This is a genomic window from Clostridium sp. BSD2780061688st1 H5, from assembly GCF_005845155.1.
Classification (GTDB): Bacteria; Bacillota; Clostridia; order Lachnospirales; family Lachnospiraceae; genus Claveliimonas; species Claveliimonas intestinigallinarum.
Genome location: NZ_SPGT01000038.1, coordinates 1 through 17,414, shown reverse-complemented (window position 1 = coordinate 17,414; position 17,414 = coordinate 1). Strand labels below are relative to the sequence as shown.

The following is a 17,414-nucleotide window of genomic DNA, read 5'->3' as shown; positions in this document are numbered from 1 at the left end:
CTACAGGTTAAGTCCGCTCGCTCCGCATCGCGTCCGTTTTGCTCCGCAAAACCGTCTGTTTGAGCCCGCTGATTGCAGAATAAGCACATTTTCGCTTTTCGGTTGTAATGGTATGAAAAATACGCCAGATGAGGAGAAAATTTTAGATGATTTACAGACATTATTTCCTTCTCAAACTTTGGAAAATGCGTCTGAAATTGAAATTCAAAGGAGTCAATTGCAAGAAACAGAGAAAACATGGACAGCAGATATTTCTATTTATGCAGAAGACGAATATGCAGAAATGACTGCAGAGACGACGCTTGTTTATAATTATTATGATGATAGAGGATGGATGTTAGAAGCAGAAAACACAAGTTATCCTGTTTTTTGGGTTGATAATATGATACAAGGGATGACAGAGGAAGATATGTCTAACCTCTTAAACAATAATGATATGGAATATGTAGATGATATATATAATTCAGATACTGGAATTCACCAGATTAGTTATAAAAAGATAGATGACAGTTATAGATTGTTCGAAACTAATATTAGTGGAGTTTTGGATTGTACATATGTAGATACCGATAATGGATGGCAAATAAGTAATAACTTGGAAGACCCTAGAGAAATCGTCATAAGAACTGAAAATGTATTGGCAGGAGTGTTTTGCAGAGATTTTGATGGTGATTATTCGGATGGAACTTTTACTGTAGAAGAAATTTCTGAGGATGGGAAAAATATTACATTTAGCTTTACTGCACCAAGTAGAATTGGAGGAAAGGTTGAGGCAGGGAAAAGCTATCATGCAGAGTTGGAGAAAGTAGAAGGCAATGACGAATACACGCATTTTTATGCATATTATAATATTATAGATACAGATACGGGAGAAGATCAAAGCTTACGGCTGACAGATTTCTATAATGATATTTCTGGGCAAGAAGAGGCTAGTTTTTCTATATGGGGGTCATGGCTTGGTGCTACTTATTTCTATTTACAATGATTATATGAAATGTTTTTTTAACAATAAAATAGTATAGGTATAAAAATAAGCATATATTGTGAAGATTGTCTGTTAATAACATCCAAAATTCGCAAATATATGCTTATTTTTGTGTTGTGAGTTTTTGTGAAATAAAGTAGCCAGTAAAGGTTTAAATCACATCGTTTCTCTTGATGTATCCCGGCTCATTGGGGTCAGCCACAATCTCTTTCACATGAGTGATCCTTGCGTGCTTGTCCGCCACAATGTTTTCCAGATGGACGTCTGTGTCCACTGTGACGTCGGGAAGGATGACACAGTTTTTCACAACGGCGCCCTTCTTGATCACACAGCCACGTCCGATGACAGAATTCTCGATGGTTCCCTCGATGAGGCAGCCGTTTGAGACAACGGAATTCTTTACGTTGGAGCCCTCGAAATACTGAGTCGGGCAGGAATCGTTGGTTCGTGTGTAGATGGGCCACTCATTGTCAAAAAGGCTGAGAGCTGTCTTGAAGTCAATGAGGGAGATGTTCGCGTCATAGTAGCTCTTGAAGTCTGTGATGGAGGCAAAGTATCCTCTGTGGGAGACGCCCCTCACATCCAGCTCATCGCAGGCCACGTTCACGATATCCGCCAGGCTGTACATGGAGGAGGTCTTGTGGGCCTTATTAACTAAGTCGATGAAGAGATCCTTTGACATCACGTAGGTGTCCATGAAGATATGGCGGTTCTTTGCTGTTCCGCGGTTCATCTCCAGAGAGAGGACGCCCTTCTGCTTGTTCAGGTTGACTGTATTGCAGTTCAGGAAATGCTCCTTCGCGTCGTCTGTGGAGTGGTACAAAAGCGTGATGTCCGCCCCTGAGTCAATGTGGGTCTGGAGCAGCTCGCTGAAATCCTGAGAGTAGATCATGTAGCTGGGCGCGATCACCACATAGTCGCAGTTTACTGTGCGGATGCACTCCATATTTTCCATGAAGGCGGCGATATCATTGTTGTAGATATCGTGCTCCAGACCTGTCTCTGAGAACAGGATGTGGAGTCTGCCGCGCTTGGAGTTAATGTTATAGTGACGTCCGGTTCCCAGATGCTCTGTCAGGGAACGGGGCTTTCTGCGGATGTATACCTGGATCTGGTCAATGCCGCTGTTGCTCATGTTTGAGATCGGGAAATCGATCACGCGGTACCGTCCCAGGAAGGAGAAGGCGCCGATGGGGCGGTGAGCCTGCATCCCCTCCACCCAGATGTGGTTTCCGGAAAAGTTTACAATACCTAATGCTTTGGCCATATTACTCAACCCCCTTTACACGTTTGGCGACAAGCTCGATGTGCTCGCTGTCAGCGCTGCCGACCTGAGCCTCTTTTCCAATCTTGACATTGTCCGCCACAAGTGCCCGCTGCACAACAGCCCCCTCGGCTACCTCTGCGCCGGGCATGAGAACACTGTCAATGACCTTTGCGCCTGCGCCGACTCTGGCGCCGGTGAACAGGACGGAATTCTTGATGGAGCCCTCGATGACGCAGCCCTGCGTGATGAAGGCCTGGTCGATCTCGGCGTCCGGTCCTATGTACTGGGGAAGAGCTGTGGCATCCTCTGTGTAGATCTTCCAGGATGCATCGTGGAGATCCAGCTCATTGTTCTTGTCCAGCAGGTCCATGTTTGCCTCCCACAGGGAGTCGATGGTCCCCACATCCTTCCAGTAGCCCTTGAACTTGTAGGCCACCAGCTTTTTGCCGTCGTTCAGCATGGCGGGTATGATGTCCTTGCCGAAGTCATGGCTGGAGTCCGGATCTTTCATGTCGGCCGTCAGCATCTTGCGGAGCAGCTTCCAGTTGAAGATGTAGATACCCATGGAAGCCAGATTGCTCTTGGGCTCGGCCGGCTTCTCCTGGAATTCCACGATGCGGCCCTCCTCGTCCGTGTTCATGATGCCGAAGCGGCTCGCCTCTCTCATGGGAACCTCGATGACGGCGATGGTGGCATCTGCGTCATGCTCCTTGTGGTAGGCCAGCATCTTTGCGTAGTTCATCTTGTAGATGTGGTCGCCGGAGAGGATGAGAAGGTACTCCGGAGAGTAGGAGTCTATAAAATCAATATTCTGTGAGATGGCGTCTGCGGTTCCCCTGTAGACGTTCAGATCCACGTCCGCTTTCTCACGGGGCGGGAGTACGTACACACCGCTGTCCCTCGCATCCAGTCCCCAGCGGCGTCCCGCTGCCACATAGCTGTTCAGCTGAATGGACTCATACTGTGTGAGGACTCCGACTACATCAATGCCGCTGTTGGCACAATTGCTGATGGGGAAATCGATGATCTTGTATTTACCGCCATATGAAACGGCAGGCTTGGCAACCTTATTGGTCAGCTCGTGCAGCCTTGAACCACGGCCGCCGGCTAAAATCATGGCTAACATATTGTTCTGTTTCATAATATGCGCCCTCCTCCTTTTACTGTGATATACAATATTATATAATTCTCCGGCGACACTTTCCATAATTTTTTGAAAAAAATACAAGAAATTTTGTGATATTTGATACGAGATTTGACGAAAAAGCACAACCTGCAAGAACAATGCATAAAAGAAACAAAAATGATTGCAACTGCGGGGCAAGTAATGTATAGTGGTGTACAGAGCTGAATTGTCTAAAAATCGACAAAGAAATGGGGAAAAGTATGGAGAAACGATTTAAAAAAGCAGTCAGCGCAGAAGCGTTTATCTTCCTTGTGATCTTTCTTGCCATTTTCGGAGGACTGGCAGCAGTCATGGGTGGAGCCAACATGCTGCAGACGCTGATGAACACAGCCTACGCGCTTCTGATCGAGACAGTATTCAACATCATGGCCATTGCGGTCATGGCGGGCGCTCTCTCAGGAGTGCTCTCTGAGTTCGGCGTGATCGCCCTGATCAACAAGGCGATCACACCCCTTATGAAGCCTCTGTATGATCTGCCGGGCGCGGCCTCTGTCGGAGTCATGACTACATATCTCTCTGACAATCCGGCCATCCTGGGTCTGGCAGAGGACACAAACTTCCGGAAATACTTCAAAAAGTATCAGCTTCCGGCTCTGACCAACCTGGGCACGGCCTTTGGAATGGGACTGATCGTCACCACCTTTATGCTGGGCATCAATCTTCCGGGAGAGAAGATAGGGATGGCTGCCCTTGTGGGAAACATTGGCGCAATCATCGGAAGTGTCATCAGCGTGAGGATTATGATGGTCTTCACGAAAAAGGAATTTGGGACAACGGAATACTGCATACCGACAGCCGAAGGAGAGTCTATTGACGAGCTTCTCAACAGGCGGGAGATCCGTAACGGCCGTGCGGGGGGGAGACTTCTGGAATCCCTGCTGGACGGAGGAAAGAACGGCGTGGAAGTGGGCATGGCTATCATTCCCGGCGTGCTTGTCATCTGTACCATCGTCATGATGCTGACAAACGGGCCGTCCGCTGACGGCACCTACACCGGAGCCGCCTACGAGGGCGTGGCCCTTCTGCCCTGGCTGGGTGAGAAGGTTGACTTTATCCTGACGCCCCTGTTCGGCTTCTCGGACGCGTCCGCGGTGGCGGTGCCCATCACGGCCCTGGGAGCTGCGGGAGCGGCCATCGGCCTTGTGCCGGATATGGCGTCCGCAGGCACTATCCACGCGAACGACATTGCGGTGTTTACGGCTATGTGCATGTGCTGGAGCGGCTACTTAAGCACCCACGTGGGAATGATGTCCGCTCTGAAGTGCCCCCACATGACAGGCAAGGCTATCGTCAGCCACACCATCGGCGGTCTGTGCGCCGGTGTCGCCGCAAACTTTATTTTCAAGCTGGTAACTTTGATATTCTGATAATTTGATAAAAATATTTAAAGGAACAGGCAGACAGCTCACAAAAAAGACTGCATTTTCGGATGCAGTCTTTTTTTATGATCCATATTTATTTTGTCAGAACCTCCACGCCTGTCTCTGTGACGAGGACCATGTATTCAATCTGAGCGGACAGACCGTCGTCGATGGTGTAGACAGTCCAGCCGTTCTCCTCGTCGATGAAGAAGTCCGGGCTCCCCTCGTTGATCATGGGTTCGATGGTGAACATCATGCCGGGGACAAGGACCATCTCGCTTCCCTTGGGCGTGACATAGCTGACAAAGGGCTCCTCGTGGAATTCCAGGCCGATGCCGTGGCCGCCGATGTCCTCCACCACAGAGTAGCCGTTCTCCCGGGCGTGGCTGTTGATGGCCCAGGCAATGTCGCCCAGATGCCCCCAGGGCTTTGCGGCGGAAAGGCCAAGTTCCACGCACTCCTTTGTGACCCGCACCAGCTTCTCGGCCCGGGGGCTTACCTCCCCGATGGTGAACATGCGGGAGGCGTCGGAGAAATATCCATTTAATATAGTAGAGACATCCACGTTGATGATGTCTCCCTCTCTGAGGATCTCGTTCCCATCCGGTATGCCGTGGCAGATCACATTGTTGATGGAAGTGCACACGCTTTTCGGAAACCCTTCGTAATTGAGAGGGGCGGGGATGCCTCCGTGGGAGACGGTGTAGTCGTACACCAGTCTGTCAATCTCGGCTGTGCTCATGCCTGCCTTTATGTGGGCGGCCACATGATCCAGCACGCCGGTGTTCAGGTCGGCGCTCTTCCTGATCTCCCTGATCTGCGCCGGGGTCTTCAGCAGAGACCTGTCCGGGACGATCTCACCTTTGGCGGCCAGAGACCAGAGCTTGATGTCCAGTTTATCCATATCTTTGTTACCAGCTTTCTGTTAAATTTCCGGAAGCGCAGGGCGCTCCGCTAACAGTATACTCGCTTTTGGAAAGAACGTAAAGGGCGGGAGGTGCGGGGCTGTGGTTTTTCTTGTGCTGTTTTCAAAAATAGGGTATACTGAATTAGAAATATCAAAGAAGGAAAGGAGCGACCGGATTATGTTGCGGATCGGGATGCTTACCAGCGGAGGAGACTGCCAGGCGCTGAACGCCGCCATGCGCGGAGTGGTAAAGGGAGTCTGCTCAAAGAGAGATGACGTGGAGATTTACGGATTTAAGGATGGCTATAAAGGACTGATCTACTCGAATTTTCAGATGCTTACATCCAGAGATTTCTCTGGGATACTGACAAGGGGAGGGACCATCCTGGGAACCTCAAGACAGCCCTTTAAGCTGATGCGGGTGCCGGATGAGAACGGGCTGGACAAGGTGGAGGCCATGAAGCACACCTACCACAAGCTGAACCTGGACTGCCTTGTGATCCTGGGAGGAAACGGGACCCACAAGACAGCCAACCTTTTAAGGGAGGAGGGGCTGAATGTCATCACCCTTCCCAAGACTATCGATAATGACCTCTGGGGAACGGACATGACCTTCGGTTTTCAGAGCGCAGTGGACATTGCCACGGACACCATCGACAGGATCCACACCACAGCTACCTCCCACAGCCGTGTGTTCATCGTGGAAGTCATGGGACACAAGGTGGGCTGGGTGACTCTCCACGCAGGCATCGCCGGCGGAGCGGACATCATCCTTCTCCCGGAGATCCCCTACGACATCAAGGTGGTGGTGGATGCCATTAAAAGGAGAGCGGCCGAGGGCAAACATTTTACCATCATTGCCGTGGCTGAGGGAGCTATTTCCAAGGATGACGCAAAGCTCTCCAAGAAGGAGCTGAAGGCCAAGAAGGCGAAGGCAAACTATCCCTCCGTGGCTTACGAGATTGCGGAGAAGATCCAGAAGAAGATGGACCAGGAGGTCAGGATCACGGTGCCGGGACACACCCAGAGAGGCGGATCTCCCTGTCCTTACGACAGAGTGCTGGCTACAAGGCTGGGGGCCGCGGCCGCGGAGCGCATCCTGGAGGGAGACTTCGGATGCATGATGGCGATCAGGAGCGGCGAGATCACAAAGGTGCCGCTTGCAGAGGTGGCAGGAAAGCTGAAATGCGTGGACCCGGAGGCGGGCATCATCCAGGAGGCCAGGATGACAGGTATCAGCTTTGGAGACAAATGAAGTGAAACTGATGAAAAGGAGTGCGGCAGATGAGCTACACGGCATTATACCGGAAATTCCGCCCCGGTGAGTTTGAGGACGTTAAAGGGCAGGATGCGATCGTAACGACATTAAAAAACCAGATACAGACCGACAGGATCGGACATGCCTATCTCTTCTGCGGGACAAGGGGAACCGGAAAGACGACGGTGGCGAAGATCTTCGCCAAGGCTGTCAACTGCCAGCACCCGGTGGAGGGAAGCCCCTGCGGTGAGTGTGCCATGTGCCGGTCCATAGCGGCCGGCACTTCCATGAACGTGATCGAGATCGACGCAGCCTCCAACAACGGTGTGGACAACATCCGGGAGATCCGGGAGGAGGTGGCCTACCGCCCCACGGAGGGCCGGTTCAAGGTCTATATCATCGACGAGGTGCACATGCTGTCCATCGGAGCCTTCAACGCGCTTCTGAAGACGCTGGAGGAGCCGCCGGAGTACGTCGTCTTCATCCTGGCCACGACAGAGGCCCACAAGATACCGGTGACCATCCTGAGCCGGTGCCAGCGGTATGATTTCAAGAGGATCTCCATAGAGACCATCTCTGACAGGCTGCGGGAGCTCATCGATAAGGAGGGCCTGGATGTGGAGGACAAGGCGGTGCGCTATATCGCCAGAATGGCGGACGGTTCCATGAGGGATGCCCTGAGCCTTCTGGACCAGTGCACGGCCTTTTACATCGGCAAACGGCTCACCTACGACAATGTGCTGGAGGTCCTGGGGGCGGTGGACGCGGACGTGTTCAGCCGCCTGCTGCGGGAGCTTCTGGAGCGGGATGTGAAAAAGGTCATCGAGACTGTGGACGAGCTGGTGATGCAGGGGCGTGAGCTGTCCCAGATGGCGGCGGATTTCACCTGGTACCTGCGGAACCTTCTCCTTGTGCAGAGCTCCGAGGAGATGGAGGATGTGCTGGATGTGTCCACAGAGAACCTGGCAAGGATCAAGGAGGAATCTCAGATGATCGGGACCGATGAGCTGATCCGGTACATTCGCATTTTCTCAGAGCTGACAGGAAAGCTGAAATACGCGGCCCAGAAGAGAGTGCTCCTGGAGGTGACCTTCATCAAGCTGTGCCGGCCCCAGATGGAGACAAGCCAGGACGCCCTGCTTTCCAGGATACGGGCGCTGGAGGACGAGGTGAAGAAGCTGGAGGAGACAGGAGTAGCCGCCCCGGCCGGCCAGACAGTCCGGGCAGTGCGAGAGGAGGCGGCTGATCCCGCGCCCGCGCCGAAGCTTCCGAAGGCTCTCAGCGAGGATGTGAAGGCGGTGGCGTCGGACTTCCGGGCCATAGCCCAGGAGGCTTCCCCCATGCTGCGCGGCTACCTGAAGAAGGCCCGCTTAAGCGCCGGGGAGAACGACCATCTCCTCATCGTCCTGGAGGACGAGGTGAGCGCCGCCTTTGTGGCCAGGCCGGAGCACAGGGAAGAGATCGAGCGGCTGATCGCGGAGAAGACGGGCAAGCAGATGGAGGTGGATGTCCGCCAGGTTGAGGAGGGCAGACGCTTCGAGGACAGCTTTGTGGATATAGAGAAGCTGATCCACATGGATATCACCATAGAAGATTGATACAGAAGAACAGACATGAAAAAGTAAGATAGAAGAGCAAGGAGGAAAACCATGGCAAGACGTGGAGGATTTCCGGGTGGAATGCCCGGAAACATGGCAAATCTTATGAAGCAGGCGCAGAAGATGCAGCGCCAGATGGAAGAGCAGGCAAAGGAGATGGAGACGAAGGAGTTCTCCGCCACAGCCGGAGGCGGAGCGGTGGAGGTCACTGTGTCCGGAGCCAAGAAGCTGCTGAAGGTGAAGCTGGATGAAGAGGCAGTGGATCCCGATGATGTGGAGATGCTTGAGGATATGATCGTGGCGGCTGTGAACGAGGCCCTTGAGAAGGTGGATCAGGAGTCAGCGGCAGGCATGTCCAAATTTACCGGAGGAATGGGCGGCGGCATGCCGGGCCTGTTCTAGGATAGAAGCGGCGGTGAAAAACGTATGGATTACTACAGCAGTCAGATAAGCCGGCTCATCGAGCAGTTTTCCCGGCTGCCGGGGATCGGACCAAAGTCGGCCCAGAGGCTGGCTTTCCATCTCATCAGCATGCCAAAGGAGCAGGTTCATGAGCTGGCCCAGTCCATTGTGGAGGCCAGGGACAATGTCCGCTACTGTGCTCAGTGCTGCACGCTGACAGACCAGGAGGTTTGCCCCATCTGCGCCAATCCGGACAGGGATCACAGGACCATCATGGTGGTGGAGACGCCCAGGGACCTGGCTGCCTACGAGAAGACAGGAAAGTATAACGGAGTCTATCATGTGCTCCACGGGGCCATCTCCCCTATGCTGGGGATCGGACCCGGAGATATCCGCCTCAAGGAGCTGATGGAGCGCCTGAGGGGAGACGTGGATGAGGTGATCATAGCCACCAACTCCAGCCTGGAGGGGGAGACAACCGCTATGTACATCAGCAAGCTGATCAAGCCCGCGGGGATCAAGGTGAGCCGCATCGCGAGCGGCGTGCCTGTGGGAGGCGACCTGGAATATATCGATGAGGTGACTCTTCTGCGGGCTTTGGAAGGAAGAACGGAGATATAGACGATGGCGGGAAAGAAAAAAGTGACTTCTACAGACATTGCCCGGGCGGCGGGCGTATCCCAGGCGACTGTCTCTATGGTGCTGAACCGGAAATACAATGTGTCCTTTTCCAAGGAGACCGTGAGGAAGGTGGAGGAGGCGGCCAAGGAACTGGGCTATGTCCTGCCAAAGCGAAAGGTGCGCAAAGAGAGCCGCCGGGAGAAACTCCTGGTGGTCTTTTGCTCTAATCTCACAAACCCCTACTATGTCATGCTCCTGCAGGGCATTGAGCTGCGGGCAAAGGAGCAGGGCTACGGACTCTTTGTGTGCAACACCCAGAGGGACCTGCGGATGGAGGAGCGATATCTGAAGATGATGAACGAGCTCCATCCGGTGGGGATCATCTACACCTGCAATCCAAGTCACTGCTTCATGGATACGGTAGAGAAGCTGGCGGAGGAGATTCCGGTGGTCATTGTCAACAACCAGAACGAGCACCTGAACGTGGACGCGGTAGAGCTGGACAATTCCAAGCTGGGCAGGATCATGGCCCGGCATCTGCTGGAGCTGGGACACAGAAAAGTTGCCTATATAGCTCCTCCGCTGACCGTGCGGCAGAAGCAGAGGTCCAAGCGGGTGGAGGGATTCCTGAAGGAGTTCGAGAAGGCCGGGCTCAGGGATCAGGTCATCATCAAGGCGGCGGACGAGGAGATCGATCTGGACATCGCCCACATCGACTCGGAGTACAAGATCGGCTACGACCTGACAAAGGAGCTCCTGGCGGAGCAGCAGGATGTGACAGCCATTGTGGGACTCAATGATATGATCGCCTTCGGCATCCTGGATGCTCTCCAGGAGGCGAAGCTGAAGGTGCCCGGGGACGTGTCCGTCATGGGCTGTGACAACACTCTGTTTGCCAGTATGCACAAAATGTCCCTCACCACCATTGAACACTTCGTGATCTTCAAAGGCCGTGACGCCTGCGATATTATCATGAAGAAGATCGACTCCAGGAGGGAAAAATATACCGATGTGGAGCCTATCAGCACCTACCATGTGGAGTATGAGCCCAGGCTGATCGTCCGGGGCACCACATCCTATCCGAAGAGCGGGACAAAGAGCAGAAAAAAGAAAAATTAATGCATTTGAGAAAATTATTAATAATAAAATGATTTCTCGCCCTTTTAGCTGCGGAGAAAAAACTGAAAAAAGGCTGTTTCTGTTCATGTTAACAGGGATTTAACATGAAATATAGAAAAACGGAATTAATAATTAGATATTATTAACTAGATGAATTATTAATAAGACGGAACTACTATTGACCATCCCCTTTTAAATGAGATATAATTTAGACAAATAGGCTTAGGCCAGACGTTCAACATATCAAGGAGGAAGAAAAATGAAGTTTTTTATCGACACAGCCAAGGTGGAAGACATTAAGAAGGCAAACGACATGGGCGTTATCTGCGGAGTTACGACAAACCCCTCACTGATCGCGAAAGAGGGTCGTGTGTTTGAGGAAGTAATCGCGGAGATCGCGTCTATCGTGGACGGGCCTATCAGCGGCGAGGTGAAGGCTACGACCACAGATGCTGAGGGTATGATCAAAGAGGGGCGCGAGATCGCCAAGATCCATCCCAACATGGTTGTCAAGATCCCCATGACTGTAGAGGGACTCAAGGCCTGCAAGCAGCTCACATCCGAGGGCATCAAGACAAATGTGACACTGATCTTCACAGCCAACCAGGCGCTTCTGGCAGCCAGAGCCGGCGCTACATATGTATCTCCGTTCCTGGGCCGTCTCGATGACATCTCTGTGAGAGGCGTGGACCTGATCCGTGAGATCGCTGAAATCTTTGCGGTTGCCGGCGACATCGACACACAGATCATCGCGGCCAGCATCCGTCATCCGATGCATGTGACAGACTGCGCTCTGGCAGGAGCAGATATTGCCACAGTTCCCTACGCAGTAATCGAGAAGATGACAAAGCATCCTCTGACAGACGCCGGCATCATCAAATTCCAGGAAGATTACAAGGCAGTTTTCGGAGAGTAGGCATCGGAGAGCAAACAACAGAAGCGTAAGGAAAAACGAAAAAAACCATAAACACCAGGAGGCAATTTTCATGAACAAATTAGAACTTATGAAGACTGCAAACGAGGTCCGCAAGGGTGTCATCACAGCCACCCACAGCGCAAAGTCCGGTCATCCGGGCGGATCTCTGTCAGCAGCAGACATTTTTACCTATCTTTACTTTGAGGAGCTGAACATCGATCCAAAGGATCCCAAAAAAGCCGACAGAGACCGGTTCGTCCTCTCCAAGGGACACACGGCTCCCGGATACTATTCAGCTCTCGCTCTCAGAGGATTTTTCCCTGTGGAGGATTTAAAGACGCTGCGCCACACAGGCTCCTACCTGCAGGGGCATCCGGATATGAAGCACATCCCGGGCGTGGATATGTCCTCCGGCTCACTCGGACAGGGCATCTCCGCGGCAGTCGGAATGGCCATCTCCGCAAAGCTGTCCGGAGATGACTACCGGGTGTACACACTGGTGGGCGACGGCGAGATCCAGGAGGGCCAGGTGTGGGAGGCCTCTATGCTGGCCGCTCACAGAAAGCTGGACAACCTTGTGGTGATCGTGGACAATAACAATCTCCAGATCGACGGGGCTATCACGGATGTGAACTCACCCTACCCGATCGACAAGAAGTTTGAGGCGTTCAACTTCCATGTGATCAACATAGACGGACATGACTTCGACGCCATCGACGCTGCCTTCAAGGAGGCCAGGACGGTGAAGGGACAGCCCACAGCCATCATTGCAAAGACTGTTAAGGGCAAAGGCGTATCCTTCATGGAGAACCAGGCGTCCTGGCACGGAACCGCTCCCAACGACGAGCAGTACAAGACAGCTATGGAAGAATTAGAAAAGGCAGGTGAAGCATTATGTCAGATGTAAAGAAGATCGCAACAAGAGAAAGCTACGGTAATGCTTTGGTAGAATTAGGAAAGAAACACGAGGATGTAGTCGTTCTGGACGCTGACCTTGCAAACGCCACAAAGACTGGCACCTTCAAGAAGGCCTTCCCGGAGCGCCACATCGACTGCGGTATCGCCGAGGCCAACATGATGGGCGTGGCGGCAGGTATCGCCACCACAGGCAAGGTTCCCTTTGCCAGCTCCTTTGCCATGTTCGCCGCAGGACGTGCCTTTGAGCAGGTCCGCAACTCCATCGGCTACCCGAAGCTGAACGTGAAGATCGGTGCTACCCATGCGGGTATCTCCGTAGGTGAGGACGGTGCGACTCATCAGTGCAACGAGGACATCGCTCTCATGAGAACGATCCCGGGCATGGTTGTCATCAACCCCTCCGATGATGTGGAGGCAAGGGCCGCAGTGGAGGCTGCCTACGAGCATCAGGGACCTGTATACCTGCGCTTTGGCAGACTGGCTGTTCCGGTGATCAACGACAATCCGGATTATAAATTCGAGCTTGGAAAAGCAGTGACACTGCGAGAGGGAACAGACGTGACCATCATCGCCACAGGACTTCCTGTGTCCGAGTCCCTGGCAGCGGCCAAGAAGCTGGCGGCAGACGGCATCAGCGCAGAGGTCATTAACATCCACACGATCAAGCCTCTGGACGAGGAGGCTGTCATCAAGGCGGCTGCCAAGACAGGAAAGATCGTGACAGTGGAGGAGCACTCCATCATCGGCGGCCTCGGAAGCGCTGTTTGCGATGTGGTTGCCGAGAAGGCACCGGCAAAGGTAATGAAGATCGGCATTAACGACACCTTCGGCGAGTCCGGCCCGGCTGTGGAGCTCATCAAGAAATACGGCCTGGACAGTGACAGCATTTACGCCAAGGTAAAAGAATTCCTGAAATAGAAAACAAATATACACCGGAGAAGAGCTGGCAGAGACGCCGGCTCTTTTTCTATATATAGACACAGTGCTGCCGCGGGTGAAAAGAGAAACGGTCTGAAAGTGTCGAGGACGGGAGAAAAATAACGTAAATTTTCACAGACAAGCCCCACCGATTGCTAAAATGCGCAAAAACCCTGTGCTATGATAAGCAAAAATATCCAGTGAGGTGAGAGTATATGGAAAGAAAATTTCCCAAAAATGTAAGGCAGGTAGGAAATGTCTCGGATACTCCCAAGATCTATGTGGAGGACTATGTGGACACCTACCTGGATCAGCTCAGGGCTCAGGCAAAGGAGGAGCCCACGGGCGCGCTGCTGCTTGGGGAGAACGCAGTAGTGGAAGGGCAGGAGTGTGTATATATAACCGGAGCCGTCCGCATCGAAGAGGTGTCGGAGGAAAACGGAGAGATCTGCATCAGCGATACGGCCAGAGAGGAAGCGCTGCGAGAGTGCGGCGAGTATTTCCCTGGCCGGGACGTGGTGGGCTGGGCCCTGGCAGCGCCCGGCAGGCCCCTTGTGCTCAGTGGCAGCATGGTTCAGATCCACGAAAAGCTGGGACTGAAAAAAAACAGCATTTTCATCATGAAGCATCCCGAGGAGGATGAGGAGATCTATTTTGCATATAAATACCATGATCTTATGCAGATGGGCGGATATTACATATTTTATGAAAAAAATCCGGATATGCAGAATTATATGATCAATACGCGCAAACAGATCGGCGTTTCTCCCAGTGAAGTGGTTGAGGATCGAGCTGCAAAGAATTTTCGTTCTGCAGTAAAGGAAAAGCTGGAGGCGCAGGAGCAGAGGAGCAATTCTCATCTCGTGTACCTCACAAGCGTTCTGCTGGTAGTTGTCGTACTGGCCATCGGTATCTCAGCCATGAATAACTATGACAAAATGAATTCTGTACAGTCCTCCATAGAGACCCTGTCCAAATCTGTGCAGGGCGGAGGCGGCGGTGAGCCGGCCGAGGGAGACGTCTCGGTAGATCCACAGGCGGATCAGCAGTCAGCCTCCGGAACCTCCGGCACCGCCTCCGACGCCGCAGGCGCATCTGACGTCTCCGGCTCCGGCGGGACTGCCTCCGGCGACGACGCTGCAGCCGGCGGCTCCGGCGATGAGGACAGCACACCGGTTATCGAGGAGGGGGAGAGCGGAGAAGAGTACTATACGGTGCAGAGGGGAGACACTCTGGACAAGATCAGCCTGAAGCTCTACGGAACCACAGATGAGGCGGAGGCCATCTGCAAGATGAACGGGCTGACAGACGGCAACCTGATCTTCATCGGACAGAAGCTGCTGCTCCCCTGACCTGCGGGCGCGGGACGTTTTGCGGGATTGCCACTTGAGAACTGGCGCATCCATGGTATAATAGGAGCACATGGACAGCAAACCATAGAAGAAAACGAGGTTGATGTATGAGGCAAAAGATAAGAGAAAGATTTCACATTGTGCGGGAGGGAAAAGGGCAGCCCGGGCAGCAGCCGGGAGAGCCGGTTCCGGATCCCACCATGCAGGAGCTGGATGCACAGGTGAGGGACTACAGGAGGAGGACCCGCCGCAGGATGATTATTACGGCCGCGGCTGTGATCCTTGTTCTGGTGGGTGTGTTTTTGTTCATAAATCTCCAGACATACACCTCCGTGCGTACGATTGATATATATGGGGCAGAAGACGCGGGAAACAGCAGCTACCGGCAGTTCGGCAGCGGGGTGCTCAAGTACAGCCGGGACGGCATTGTCCTGCTGGACCGGAAGGGTGAGGAGGTGTGGAACCAGTCCTATCAGATGCAGACGCCTACTGTCTATGAATTCGGCGACTCGGCGGTAGTGGCAGATAAAGGCGGAAACGACATGATCGTGGTGGATGAGGAGGGACTGAAAGGAGAGATAGAGACCACGCTTCCGATAGAGAAAGCGGTCGTGTCCTCCCAGGGAATTGTGGCTGCCATATTAAACGGGGACAGCGAGCCGCGGATTGTCTGCTACGACGCGGCGGGGAATATACTGGCTGAGCTGGACTCTGCGATGACCGGGAACGGCTATCCCCTGGATATCGGTCTCTCCGAGAACGGAGAGCTTCTGATGGTGTCCTACATGACCGTGCGTGGCGGCAGGACCGTCTCCAATATCTACTATTACAATTTTGGAGAGGCGGGAGCTCAGGCGGAAAATTACGAGGTGGTGACAGACACCTATGAGGACATGATAGCGCCCACAGTCTTTTTTATGGATGAAAATACTTCCGTGGCCGTGGGGAATGACAGAGTGCTGATCTACCGGGGACAGGATACACCCGCCCTGCAGCAGACCATCGAGCTGGACAAGGAGGTCAAAAGCGTCTGCCACAGCTCTTCCTACATCGGTCTGGTGTTGAAAAACGAGGGGGAGGCAGGTTATGAGCTGCGCCTTTACAACAAGAGCGGCAGTATGGTCATGTCGGAGAAATTTACCGGGGACTACTCCAATATCAAAATATGCGGTATGCAGGTGATCATGTACGGTGGGACGCAGTGCAGCGTGTTTACCAGAGCGGGCGTTCATAAGTTTGAGGGAGAGATGGATGAGACGATCCTGGAAATGTTCCCTGCCTTTGGAGTCAATAAATACATAGTGATGAATACAAACGGGATGGAGGTTGTCCGGTTTGTCAAGTAAGGAGAAAATATGAATTGGATAATCATAGCTACAGGAGTAATCTTCCTTATATGCATAGTTGTCGGTCTGTACAGGGGAGCGGTCAAGATCGCGGTCTCGCTGGCGGCCACTATTGTGACATTTATTCTTGTGTTTTTCCTGACCCCTTACGTGAGTCAGGGGATCATGGCGGCGACGCCTCTGGATGAAATGATCGAAAGTCAGGCGGAGCAGTCTATCATGGGAATGGCGTCCTCTGTCCTTCAGGGAGACACAGAGGAGGGAGGGACAGGCCTTACCGTGGAAAATGTGAGGCGGGTTCTGGAGTCAGCCGGCATCACCGAGGCTCAGCTGAACGCAGTGGGCATCACGGTGGAGGATATTGTAAATGGAAATGTCACCAGTGATGAACTGGCTCAGTATGGTATATCCAGCAGCCTTCTGGACGGACTGCAGGGAGGCGGCGAGGAAGCCCAGAGCATACTGGAGGACGTGGAAATTCCCAGGGATACGCAGATCGCGGCCATCGAGGGGGCTGATATCCCGGGTGTATTCAAGGCGCTTCTCCTCAATAACAATAACAGTGAGATGTATGATGAGCTGGGAGTGGACAATTTTATCCAGTATATCTCAGCCTATGCCGCCAGACTGATCATCAACATCCTTTCCTTTATTCTGACGTTTGTGATCATCACAGTTGTGATGCGGGCTATCATCTTCGCCCTGGATATCGTGGCAAACCTTCCTGTGCTGGGATTTTTCAACCGGCTCGGCGGGGCGCTTCTCGGCGCGGCCGGGGGGCTCATCATTGTGTGGATCCTTTTTATGATCATTACCATGCTGTATACCACCTCTTTTGGAAGGGAGGCTTACGACACGATCCAGGGAAATGATATTCTGCGGGTAATCTATGAATACAATCCAGTATTGAAGATGGCAGTGTCATTCAAATAAAAAGTAAAAAAATGAAAAAAAGCATTGACACCACAGGATTATGATGATATTATAAAAATCCACCACGCAAGAGGGTGGATTTTTTGCCGGATAAGGCCAGCGTGATAACGGCGCGGGAGCGCAGGTTTGCTGGTATTCGCAGAAAACTTTCGAAAAGGAAGAAGAAAAAAGTTGAAAAAAGTTGTTGACAAACACGAAGCGACATGATATGATATAGAAGTTGTCGCTGAGATGCGAAAGACAACAAAACAAAGAACCTTGATAACTGAACAATAGACAACGACCCTGAAAATTTCTAAGAGAAATATTCAGAACGGAAATCAGACC

General features: G+C 52.6%; 16 protein-coding genes. 13 read left to right on the top strand and 3 right to left on the bottom strand.

Annotated features, from left to right (window positions below; all coding sequences use genetic code 11):
• On the top strand, positions 1 to 985 hold a 985-nt coding region (locus tag FGQ86_RS15310; RefSeq protein ID WP_207670745.1), incomplete at its 5' end, for a hypothetical protein.
• A 151-nt stretch (positions 986 to 1,136) separates the two neighbouring features.
• Here the strand turns inward: FGQ86_RS15310 and glgD are convergent.
• Both glgD and FGQ86_RS15300 read right to left on the bottom strand, forming a co-directional pair.
• On the bottom strand, positions 1,137 to 2,252 hold the full coding sequence (glgD, locus tag FGQ86_RS15305; protein ID WP_138305002.1) for a glucose-1-phosphate adenylyltransferase subunit GlgD: 1,116 nt from the start codon (positions 2,250 to 2,252) through the stop codon (positions 1,137 to 1,139).
• 1 nt (position 2,253) lies between these two features.
• Positions 2,254 to 3,393, bottom strand: a complete 1,140-nt coding sequence (locus tag FGQ86_RS15300) for a glucose-1-phosphate adenylyltransferase (RefSeq protein WP_033125981.1) — start codon at positions 3,391 to 3,393, stop codon at positions 2,254 to 2,256.
• Positions 3,394 to 3,638: 245 nt separating this feature from the next.
• On the opposite strand from FGQ86_RS15300, the gene FGQ86_RS15295 reads away from it, so the two are divergent.
• A complete protein-coding gene (locus FGQ86_RS15295) occupies positions 3,639 to 4,805 on the top strand; it encodes a membrane protein (RefSeq protein WP_033125982.1) in 1,167 nt (388 codons plus the stop codon).
• Positions 4,806 to 4,893: 88 nt separating this feature from the next.
• On the opposite strand, the gene map is transcribed toward FGQ86_RS15295, so the two are convergent.
• Positions 4,894 to 5,703, bottom strand: coding sequence for a type I methionyl aminopeptidase (map, locus tag FGQ86_RS15290; protein ID WP_033125348.1), 810 nt, complete (start codon positions 5,701 to 5,703; stop codon positions 4,894 to 4,896).
• Positions 5,704 to 5,884: 181 nt separating this feature from the next.
• Here map and FGQ86_RS15285 point away from each other — a divergent pair, with 181 nt between their 5' ends.
• The 11 genes from FGQ86_RS15285 (at position 5,885) to FGQ86_RS15235 (ending at position 17,087) form a co-directional block, all read left to right on the top strand.
• Positions 5,885 to 6,961, top strand: a complete 1,077-nt coding sequence (locus tag FGQ86_RS15285; RefSeq protein ID WP_033125349.1) for an ATP-dependent 6-phosphofructokinase — start codon at positions 5,885 to 5,887, stop codon at positions 6,959 to 6,961.
• 29 nt (positions 6,962 to 6,990) lie between these two features.
• Complete coding sequence (gene dnaX / locus FGQ86_RS15280; RefSeq protein WP_138304997.1) at positions 6,991 to 8,562, top strand: DNA polymerase III subunit gamma/tau; 1,572 nt, start codon at positions 6,991 to 6,993, stop codon at positions 8,560 to 8,562.
• A gap of 51 nt (positions 8,563 to 8,613) precedes the next feature.
• Positions 8,614 to 8,964, top strand: coding sequence for a YbaB/EbfC family nucleoid-associated protein (locus tag FGQ86_RS15275; RefSeq protein WP_033125346.1), 351 nt, complete (start codon positions 8,614 to 8,616; stop codon positions 8,962 to 8,964).
• A gap of 24 nt (positions 8,965 to 8,988) precedes the next feature.
• The gene (gene recR / locus FGQ86_RS15270) at positions 8,989 to 9,585 is read left to right on the top strand and encodes a recombination mediator RecR (RefSeq protein ID WP_033125345.1); all 597 of its coding nucleotides are present in this window, start codon (positions 8,989 to 8,991) and stop codon (positions 9,583 to 9,585) included.
• Between the two features lie 3 nt (positions 9,586 to 9,588).
• Entirely contained in the window at positions 9,589 to 10,704 is a 1,116-nt protein-coding gene (locus FGQ86_RS15265; RefSeq protein WP_033125344.1) for a LacI family DNA-binding transcriptional regulator, read from the top strand.
• A 259-nt stretch (positions 10,705 to 10,963) separates the two neighbouring features.
• Positions 10,964 to 11,620: a fructose-6-phosphate aldolase gene (fsa, locus tag FGQ86_RS15260; protein ID WP_033125343.1), complete on the top strand. Its 657-nt coding sequence runs from the start codon at positions 10,964 to 10,966 to the stop codon at positions 11,618 to 11,620.
• Between the two features lie 70 nt (positions 11,621 to 11,690).
• Positions 11,691 to 12,527 carry a transketolase gene (locus FGQ86_RS15255; protein WP_138304995.1) on the top strand — a complete coding sequence of 279 codons (837 nt, stop codon included), beginning with the start codon at positions 11,691 to 11,693 and terminating at the stop codon, positions 12,525 to 12,527.
• Positions 12,515 to 13,456, top strand: a complete 942-nt coding sequence (locus tag FGQ86_RS15250) for a transketolase family protein (protein WP_138304993.1) — start codon at positions 12,515 to 12,517, stop codon at positions 13,454 to 13,456. Before FGQ86_RS15255 ends, FGQ86_RS15250 begins: the two co-directional genes overlap by 13 nt.
• A 215-nt stretch (positions 13,457 to 13,671) precedes the next feature.
• Positions 13,672 to 14,808, top strand: coding sequence for a LysM peptidoglycan-binding domain-containing protein (locus FGQ86_RS15245; protein WP_138304991.1), 1,137 nt, complete (start codon positions 13,672 to 13,674; stop codon positions 14,806 to 14,808).
• 107 nt (positions 14,809 to 14,915) lie between these two features.
• Complete coding sequence (locus FGQ86_RS15240; RefSeq protein WP_033125339.1) at positions 14,916 to 16,154, top strand: DUF5711 family protein; 1,239 nt, start codon at positions 14,916 to 14,918, stop codon at positions 16,152 to 16,154.
• Between the two features lie 9 nt (positions 16,155 to 16,163).
• Complete coding sequence (locus tag FGQ86_RS15235) at positions 16,164 to 17,087, top strand: CvpA family protein (protein ID WP_138304989.1); 924 nt, start codon at positions 16,164 to 16,166, stop codon at positions 17,085 to 17,087.
• Positions 17,088 to 17,414: the final 327 nt, after the last annotated feature.

Bases quoted from the DNA above. Each gene is read 5' to 3' on its own strand.
- FGQ86_RS15255 (WP_138304995.1), top strand. From the start codon at position 11,691: ATGAACAAATTAGAACTTATGAAGACTGCAAACGAGGTCCGCAAGGGT.
- glgD (WP_138305002.1), bottom strand. From the start codon at position 2,252: ATGGCCAAAGCATTAGGTATTGTAAACTTTTCCGGAAACCACATCTGG.
- fsa (WP_033125343.1), top strand. From the start codon at position 10,964: ATGAAGTTTTTTATCGACACAGCCAAGGTGGAAGACATTAAGAAGGCA.
- FGQ86_RS15245 (WP_138304991.1), top strand. From the start codon at position 13,672: ATGGAAAGAAAATTTCCCAAAAATGTAAGGCAGGTAGGAAATGTCTCG.
- recR (WP_033125345.1), top strand. From the start codon at position 8,989: ATGGATTACTACAGCAGTCAGATAAGCCGGCTCATCGAGCAGTTTTCC.
- FGQ86_RS15295 (WP_033125982.1), top strand. From the start codon at position 3,639: ATGGAGAAACGATTTAAAAAAGCAGTCAGCGCAGAAGCGTTTATCTTC.
- FGQ86_RS15285 (WP_033125349.1), top strand. From the start codon at position 5,885: ATGTTGCGGATCGGGATGCTTACCAGCGGAGGAGACTGCCAGGCGCTG.
- FGQ86_RS15250 (WP_138304993.1), top strand. From the start codon at position 12,515: ATGTCAGATGTAAAGAAGATCGCAACAAGAGAAAGCTACGGTAATGCT.
- FGQ86_RS15275 (WP_033125346.1), top strand. From the start codon at position 8,614: ATGGCAAGACGTGGAGGATTTCCGGGTGGAATGCCCGGAAACATGGCA.
- FGQ86_RS15300 (WP_033125981.1), bottom strand. From the start codon at position 3,393: ATGAAACAGAACAATATGTTAGCCATGATTTTAGCCGGCGGCCGTGGT.
- dnaX (WP_138304997.1), top strand. From the start codon at position 6,991: ATGAGCTACACGGCATTATACCGGAAATTCCGCCCCGGTGAGTTTGAG.
- FGQ86_RS15265 (WP_033125344.1), top strand. From the start codon at position 9,589: ATGGCGGGAAAGAAAAAAGTGACTTCTACAGACATTGCCCGGGCGGCG.
- FGQ86_RS15235 (WP_138304989.1), top strand. From the start codon at position 16,164: ATGAATTGGATAATCATAGCTACAGGAGTAATCTTCCTTATATGCATA.
- map (WP_033125348.1), bottom strand. From the start codon at position 5,703: ATGGATAAACTGGACATCAAGCTCTGGTCTCTGGCCGCCAAAGGTGAG.
- FGQ86_RS15240 (WP_033125339.1), top strand. From the start codon at position 14,916: ATGAGGCAAAAGATAAGAGAAAGATTTCACATTGTGCGGGAGGGAAAA.